Source organism: Streptosporangium minutum (genome assembly GCF_002149035.1).
Classification (GTDB): domain Bacteria; phylum Actinomycetota; class Actinomycetes; order Streptosporangiales; family Streptosporangiaceae; genus Streptosporangium; species Streptosporangium minutum.
This window is the reverse complement of the sequence record NZ_NGFP01000084.1, coordinates 26,699-33,327: the sequence shown is the minus strand read 5'-3', so window position 1 is coordinate 33,327 and position 6,629 is coordinate 26,699. Positions and strand designations below refer to the sequence as shown.

Below are 6,629 nucleotides of genomic sequence, written 5' to 3'. Positions count from 1 at the left end.
AGATTGGTATAAGAGACAGCCCCGAAGCCGACGCCGACCCCCCGGCCCACGGTCACCCCGAAGCCCACACCGACCTCCCGGCCGACACTGACCCCGGGGCCGACGCTGACCCCCCGGCCGGACGACGGTGGCAGCAGCTGTGCGGGGCATCCGACCCCGGCCTGCACCGGCGTGCCCGCCGGCACCCAGCTGAGCAGGAGCACCCTCAACGAGGACGGCGCCGCCTACCGGGTCACCAAGCCCGGAGCCGTGCTGGACGGCGTGCACATCCCCGGCGACCTGCTGATCCACGCCGAGAACGTCACGGTCAGGAACAGCCAGATCGACGGGAGCGTCATCAACGCCGACGGCCCCCGGACCTACCGGTTCACCATCACCGACTCGACCGTCGGCCCCGCCCAGGGCTGCAAGACACTGCCGGGGATCGGGCAGGACAAGTACACCGCCCTGCGGGTGCACGTCCGCAACCACGGTGACGGCTTCCGCGCCTCCGGCGACGACGTCGTCATCCGCGACTCATACGCCAACCTGTGTTCCAACCCGGGTGACCACTCCGACGGCATCCAGACCTACAACACCGGCAGGGGCCTGACCTTCGACCACAACACCATCGACCAGCGCAACGCCAAGGACGTCACCGCGCCGATCTTCCTCGTCGACAAGCAGATCGTCGACGCCGTCGTCACGGACAACCTCGTGATGGGCGGCACCTACAGCATCCAGCTGAAGAACGCGCGCGGAAAGCTGGTCGTGCGCGGCAACAAGCTGGTCGACGACTCCTGGATCTACGGACCGGTCGAGGCCGACTGCAAGGCCATCGACTGGGCCGGCAACTCCCTGGTGAAGATCGATCAGAACTACCGGATCACCTCCGTCGTCGGACCGCTGGAGTGCGACGGCTGAGACGGGCCCGGCGGGCGGGAGCGGTCAGGACACGACCTGGTCGCTCCTCCCGCCTGATCCGCGGAACAGATCCTTGGGGGTGCGGACGCGCCAGAACGTACCGGTGTCGCGGGGATGGAGCGCGGCCGTCTCGGTGGCGCTGCGCAGGAGCGACCCCGCGGCGCCGATCAGCAGGAACGCCAGACCGGTGACGGTGGCGAAGGAGAGCAGGTCGAAGGTCGCCGCACCGATGAGCGGGACCACCATGCAGGCGGCCAGGGTGAGGCCCAGGTCGCGCGTGCCGGGATCGCTGCTCAGGTGGCGGGCCCGGAGCCCCGCGTAGATCGCGCACGCGAACATCCCGACGATCGCCCCGATGCCGATCAGACCGGTCTCCACCGTGGACAGGATGTACTGGTTGTCGAAGACCTGATGCTTCGGGGCGTACCACGTGCCCGCTCCACGGCCCAGCCACAGATGCTTGGCGATCTCGTGGGCGGCGACCTCGTAGTCGTGCGTGCGGTAGCGGATGCTGTCGTCGTTGCCGAAGTTCGCGAACAGGCCGTAGAACGTGCCCAGGAGCCCCGGGACCATGATCCTCATCAGGATCAGGAAGACGAGGACGACTCCCATCGCGTGCAGCCGCCGCCGGGCGGGCCAGCCGAGGAACAGGACGACGCCGACGCCGGCCAGCCCGAGCACCGCGGAGCGCGAGACCGAGAACATCAGGCCCATCCCGATCAGCCCGGAGCACACCCACCACCGCAGGGCGGGCTCGGCGCGCTCGCCGGCCTGGAAGCCGTAGTGGACGGCGATCGGCAGGAGCATCGCGCACACGACACCGAACTCGATGGGATGGCCGGTCGTCGCGGCGACCCGGCGGAAGTCGGATCTCTCGGTGATGAATCCGTCCTCGGAGGTGTAGCGGAGTCCGGGGATCTGCATGTACTGGGTGAGGTCGAGGTCGAACAGGAACTGGAAGGCCCCGATCACCGCGATGACCGACGCGGCCACCACGACGGCCTGGAGCACGAAGTCGAGGCGCGCGGCGCCGCGGACCCCGTCGCACATCATGAGCGCGAGACCGGCGTTGGCCACCAGCAGGATCAGGGCGTGGTCGGCCAGGTTGAGCTCGTCGGACGGCATGTAGCCGTAGGTGGCGTAGCCGTACGTGGCGACGATCGCGGTCAGGTAGACGAACAGCGCGGTACGCACCGGGTTGCGGCCCTTGGCCATGCCCAGCGTGAGAGTGAGGTGCGCGCACAGCCAGAGAAGGGCCGCGGCGAGGGCGATGAGGCTGGCCGGTGTGATCGACAGCGGCAGCGCCCGGAAGACCATGCGGGCCGGGACGATCAGCAGCGCGACGGCGAAGAGGCTGGCCAGGGTCGCGCCGTCGGCACGCCGGCGGACCGGCAGGGTGAGTTTGGCCGACATGGGGTCAGTGCCTCGCAACCGGGCCGTCGGCGTGCGCCCGGCCGTTGAGGGCGGCCCGGTCCGGCAGGGGCCGCTCGCCCGCCGCGTCGGCGGGGTCCGGGGCGCCGGCCTGGCGACGGGCCTTCCGTCTCTGGAAGAAGCTCTCGGCCATGAACGAGGCGCACAGGCTCGCCACGACGCCCACGCCCATCGCCGCCGCGACGGCGCGCAGCTTCCGGCCCCGCTGCGCCATCGGGGTGGTCGGCGGCACCGCCTCGTAGGTGGTGATGTAGGTCGCCATGGGGGCCCGCACCGCCTTCTGCCGGTGATCGAGCTCGGCCTTCGCCCGGACGATGACCCGCCTCACGATGTCCTGCGCGGCCGCCGCGGAGGAGGCCTCGCCCTCGATGAACAGGAACGGTCCAGTGGCGAGCGACTCCAGGTTGTTGCCGCCGTTGGTCACCCTGAAGGCGAAGTCCCCGCCGTCCCTCACGCCGAGCTCGGCCGCCATGTCCGACGTCCCCATCGCCGCGATGAGGATCGAGGCGGAGATGCTCAGCCCGTGGTCGAAGTTGAGCATGGGGTTGGTCAGGCCGTTGGGGATGTCCGGGTTGGTCGGCAGGCTGCCGCCGGTGGTCGGCGTGGTCAGGATGAGGACGGCGCTGGAGGTGTAGGTCGTCGTGACCGTCGAATAGATGCCGCCGGCGGCGGTGAGGGACAGCGCGAATATCGGCAGGAAGATGTACCAGCGGCGGAATACGACGAGGACCGTTCCCCAGAAGTCCATGCGTTTCCTCCCCGAACCGAACGGCGGGCGACCGCACAGAAGCCCGCTAATGGTCATCGCCCGGACCTGGGCGGGGCGTTACTCGGAATGGGACCCCGGAATGGGACCGAGGTTGCCCCGAACGCCTGCCGTAACGGTCCAACCGGTGTGACGATACTGATTGCGGGTGTTTCGTGACCATCGATTCCGCATGACTGGAGTCCACTGTCCATGACCGAGCTTGCCGTCATCACACCGAGCCACGGGCCCGACGCGGAGCTGTTCGCCGATCTTCACCGTTCGGTCCTGGAATACACCTCGGACGAGACCGTACACCATGTGATCATCTCTCCGGTGTGGACGAGCGTCTTCGCCAAGTACGCCGGTCCGCGCTGCCGTATATGGACCTACCAGGAGCTTCTCCCGAAGTACTACTTCCGCCTGGCGCCCTACCCCCTGTGGGTCAACGCCCGGAGGCCGTGGCCTCCGGTCCGGGGCTGGGTCATGCAGCAGACGCTCAAGATCGCCCTCGCCGCCCGGCTCGACGTGGACGCCGTGATGATCGCCGACTCCGACGTGGTGCTGGTCCGCCCGACCACCCTGGAGAGCTTCACCGCCGACGGGCGGCTGTGCCTGCACCGCGAGGAGAAGGGGGTGACCGCGGACATGGAGCGGCACGTCCTGTGGCACCAGGTCTCCCGCGAGCTGCTCGGCCTTCCCCCGGCGCCGCCGCCCCCGCTGACCGACTACGTGACCGCGCTGAACTTCTGGGCCCCCGCCACCGTCCGCGCCATGCAGCGGCGGGTGAGCGAGACCACCGGGCGGCACTGGATGGACGCTTTCAACTCCCGCCTGCACATCTCGGAGTTCATGCTCTACGGCGTGTTCGTCGACGAGGTCCTGGGCGGGTCCGCGGAGCCTCCGCCCTCGAACACCACGATCTGCCACAAGAACTGGCAGCGGACCCCGCTGGACCATGAGGGGGCCATCGCGTTCGCCGACCGGCTGGGCCCGGAGGCGGTGGCGATGATGATCTCGGCGAAGTCGGAGACTCCGTGGGACGTACGGCGGGCAGCCATCGAACGGTGCGCCCAGATCACCGGATGACGTGGGCCGCCGGCGATGTGCCCGGCCCTTCGGCGGCCGGAGCGCGGCCGTCGGAGGGCCCGCTCACTTCTCGTGGTCGTCCCGGCCGCTGGCGCGCATGAACACGATGGTGTCGCCGGCGTCGTCGTCGCGGTGCGTGAACGGCTCGTTCTCGATCACGACGACGAGCGGCTCGGGGTCGTCGTGGAACGGTCCTTCCACGGCCTCCCGCGTGTCCATCCGCGGGTAGACGGTCAACGGGTCGGCGCCCGCCCCGGTGTCGGAGAACGCGGCGGCCCCGGGGGCGTCCTCCTTCGGCCCGCCGCCCCCCTCGGAGGGACGCGCGGGATCGGCGGACCGCCCGCCCTGCCGCATCTGGGTCATGGCGTAGGCGATGCCGATGCCGACCAGGAACACGAGGAACAGGGTCCCGCCGGCGGCCGTCAGCTTCCCCGAGAGCTTGGCCTCGGGGGTGGAGGAGGGCACCACGTCGACGATCGATATGAAGGTGGAGCGCGGGGCCTTGAGCGCCTGCTGGCGGTTGGTCAGCTCCCGGCGGACGCGCTGCTTCGCCTTGACCACCACGTCCTGGGCGGTGGCGGCGGACCGGCTCTGGACCTCCACGTAGACGAACGGGCCGTTGGTGCTGATGCCCAGCAGGTTCGGGTTGGTGCGGCCGTCGTTGATCGTGATCTCGGTGGTGCCGTTCGGCAGCACGCCCAGCTCGGCCGCGACCTCGGGGGCGTTCATGGAGAGGATGAGGATGCCGGCCGTGACCCGGAGGCCGTCGCTGAACTGAAGCAACGGGTTGGTCAGCCCGAGGGGCTTGGTCGGGTCGGATGGGAGCGTTCCACCGGTCGCGGGGGTGGTGAGCACCATGGACGCGGTCGACACGTAGGTGGTGGGCATCAGGAAGAAGACCAGGGTCGCCGCCGCGAGCGCGAGCACGGCCAGGGGAGGGCCGATGAGTCTACGCTTGACGAGCCCGAATATGGCCTTCCAGAAGTCCATATTTATCCGCCCCTAATTTATGACGGGGCACCGCCACCCCCCGCGACAATACAATTACCCATCGGGAAGCAGAGAGCTCCCGTTACATCGGCCGGGCATGGAGCCAGGCCGCCCGGCATTCCTCATCGGATGTTACGTCTGGTGACCATACAGCGATAGACCCGTCGATAGGCCAAAAAGGGGAGACGCGACAGCCCCTATCAGTCTGAGACGGGGTTTTAGCGGATGAAATCACCCGAAAGGGATGTTCAGCCTGATCCGGCCGACGGTCCGGAGCGGGCGGGCGACGGTCCGGAGCGGGCGGCCGGCGATCCGGAGCGGGCAGCCGGCGGCCGCGGCCGGCTGGCGGGACTGGACGGGATCCGCGGCGTCGCGGCCCTGTTCGTCATGGTTCACCACTGCTGGCTGATGGCCTTTCCCGGATACCCGGCCAACACCGGCCCGAGCTGGCTCGGCTGGCTGCTCTACGGGCACTTCGCGGTGGTCGTGTTCATCGTCCTGTCGGGCTTCTCCCTGGCCGTCTCCCCCGCGCGGTCGCAATGGCGGCTGGGCGGCATGGGCCGGTTCGCCCAGCGCCGCGCCTGGCGCATCCTGCCGCCCTACTGGGCCGCCCTGGCGTTCAGCCTGCTGATCGCGTGGACCCTGGTCGCCCAGCCGGGCGAGGGACCGCCCACGGCCAAGTCGGTGGCCGTCTACGGCCTGCTGCTCCAGGACCTCTTCGGCGCGCCGAGCCCCAACGGCGCCTTCTGGTCCATCGCCATCGAGGCCCAGCTCTACCTGGTCTTCCCGCTTCTGCTGCTGATCCTGCGCAGGGCGGGCGCGGCCGTGATGCTCGGGATCGTCACCGCGCTCGTGGCGGCGATCGGCCTGCTCGCGCCCGGTGTGCCCGCCGTGGGCATGCTGATGCGGCTGACGCCCCAGTTCGCGGTGCTGTTCGCGGTGGGCGTGGTCGCCGCGGGCGTCATCGCCGCGGACGGACGCGTCCGGCGGCTGCCCTGGCACTGGCTGGCGCCGCTCGCCGCCCTCCCGGTGCTCGTGGTGATCGTCGTGCGGGGCTCGGTCTGGACGGTGGAGCACTACTTCTGGGTCGACATCGCGCTCGGCCCCGCGGTGGGCCTGCTGCTGGCCGGGGTGGCGACGGGCCGGCCGGCGGCCCTGGTCCGGCTGCTGGACCTGCGGCCGATCCGGAGTCTCGGCTCCTTCTCCTACACCCTCTACCTGATCCACGCCCCGATCGTCGTGGCGATCCACCAGCTGATCGTCGCGCCGCGCGTGCCCGCGGGCCTGCCCGCGTTCCTGACCGCCCTCGTGCTGGCCGTACCGGTGGCCCTGCTGACGGCCCGGGCGTTCGCGGCGGTCTTCGAGCTACCGTTCCAGCGTCACCGCAGCTGGCCCGCGCTGCGCGAGGCGGCACGGGCCAGGCTGTCACGGATGCGCGCGGCCATACGTCCCGCGCCGTAGGCAGCGGACG

The 6,629-nt window shown here is 70.0% G+C and carries 6 protein-coding genes; 3 read left to right on the top strand and 3 right to left on the bottom strand.

Features of this window, described 5'->3' with window-relative positions:
• The first annotated feature begins 171 nt into the window (after window positions 1-171).
• Window positions 172-903, top strand: coding sequence for a hypothetical protein (locus tag CA984_RS19320; RefSeq protein ID WP_086574336.1), 732 nt, complete (start codon window positions 172-174; stop codon window positions 901-903).
• A 24-nt stretch (window positions 904-927) separates the two neighbouring features.
• Here CA984_RS19320 and CA984_RS19315 read toward each other — a convergent pair whose 3' ends face one another.
• Together CA984_RS19315 and CA984_RS19310 are read right to left on the bottom strand one after the other, a co-directional pair.
• The gene (locus CA984_RS19315) at window positions 928-2,316 is read right to left on the bottom strand and encodes an O-antigen ligase family protein (protein ID WP_086574334.1); all 1,389 of its coding nucleotides are present in this window, start codon (window positions 2,314-2,316) and stop codon (window positions 928-930) included.
• 4 nt (window positions 2,317-2,320) lie between these two features.
• Window positions 2,321-3,082 (bottom strand): hypothetical protein, encoded by a 762-nt coding sequence (locus CA984_RS19310; protein ID WP_086574332.1) that lies wholly within the window; start codon window positions 3,080-3,082, stop codon window positions 2,321-2,323.
• Window positions 3,083-3,292: 210 nt separating this feature from the next.
• On the opposite strand from CA984_RS19310, the gene CA984_RS19305 reads away from it, so the two are divergent.
• Window positions 3,293-4,168 (top strand): DUF6492 family protein, encoded by an 876-nt coding sequence (locus CA984_RS19305; RefSeq protein ID WP_086574329.1) that lies wholly within the window; start codon window positions 3,293-3,295, stop codon window positions 4,166-4,168.
• A gap of 63 nt (window positions 4,169-4,231) precedes the next feature.
• On the opposite strand, the gene CA984_RS19300 is transcribed toward CA984_RS19305, so the two are convergent.
• Window positions 4,232-5,158, bottom strand: coding sequence for a hypothetical protein (locus CA984_RS19300; protein WP_086574326.1), 927 nt, complete (start codon window positions 5,156-5,158; stop codon window positions 4,232-4,234).
• Between the two features lie 225 nt (window positions 5,159-5,383).
• Between CA984_RS19300 and CA984_RS19295 the strand changes: the two genes are divergently transcribed.
• Window positions 5,384-6,619 carry an acyltransferase family protein gene (locus CA984_RS19295; RefSeq protein ID WP_086574323.1) on the top strand — a complete coding sequence of 412 codons (1,236 nt, stop codon included), beginning with the start codon at window positions 5,384-5,386 and terminating at the stop codon, window positions 6,617-6,619.
• Window positions 6,620-6,629 lie beyond the last annotated feature (10 nt).

Excerpts from the sequence above, each read along its gene's own strand:
- CA984_RS19305 (WP_086574329.1), top strand. The coding sequence starts at position 3,293 with ATGACCGAGCTTGCCGTCATCACACCGAGCCACGGGCCCGACGCGGAG.
- CA984_RS19310 (WP_086574332.1), bottom strand. The coding sequence starts at position 3,082 with ATGGACTTCTGGGGAACGGTCCTCGTCGTATTCCGCCGCTGGTACATC.
- CA984_RS19300 (WP_086574326.1), bottom strand. The coding sequence starts at position 5,158 with ATGGACTTCTGGAAGGCCATATTCGGGCTCGTCAAGCGTAGACTCATC.
- CA984_RS19315 (WP_086574334.1), bottom strand. The coding sequence starts at position 2,316 with ATGTCGGCCAAACTCACCCTGCCGGTCCGCCGGCGTGCCGACGGCGCG.
- CA984_RS19295 (WP_086574323.1), top strand. The coding sequence starts at position 5,384 with ATGAAATCACCCGAAAGGGATGTTCAGCCTGATCCGGCCGACGGTCCG.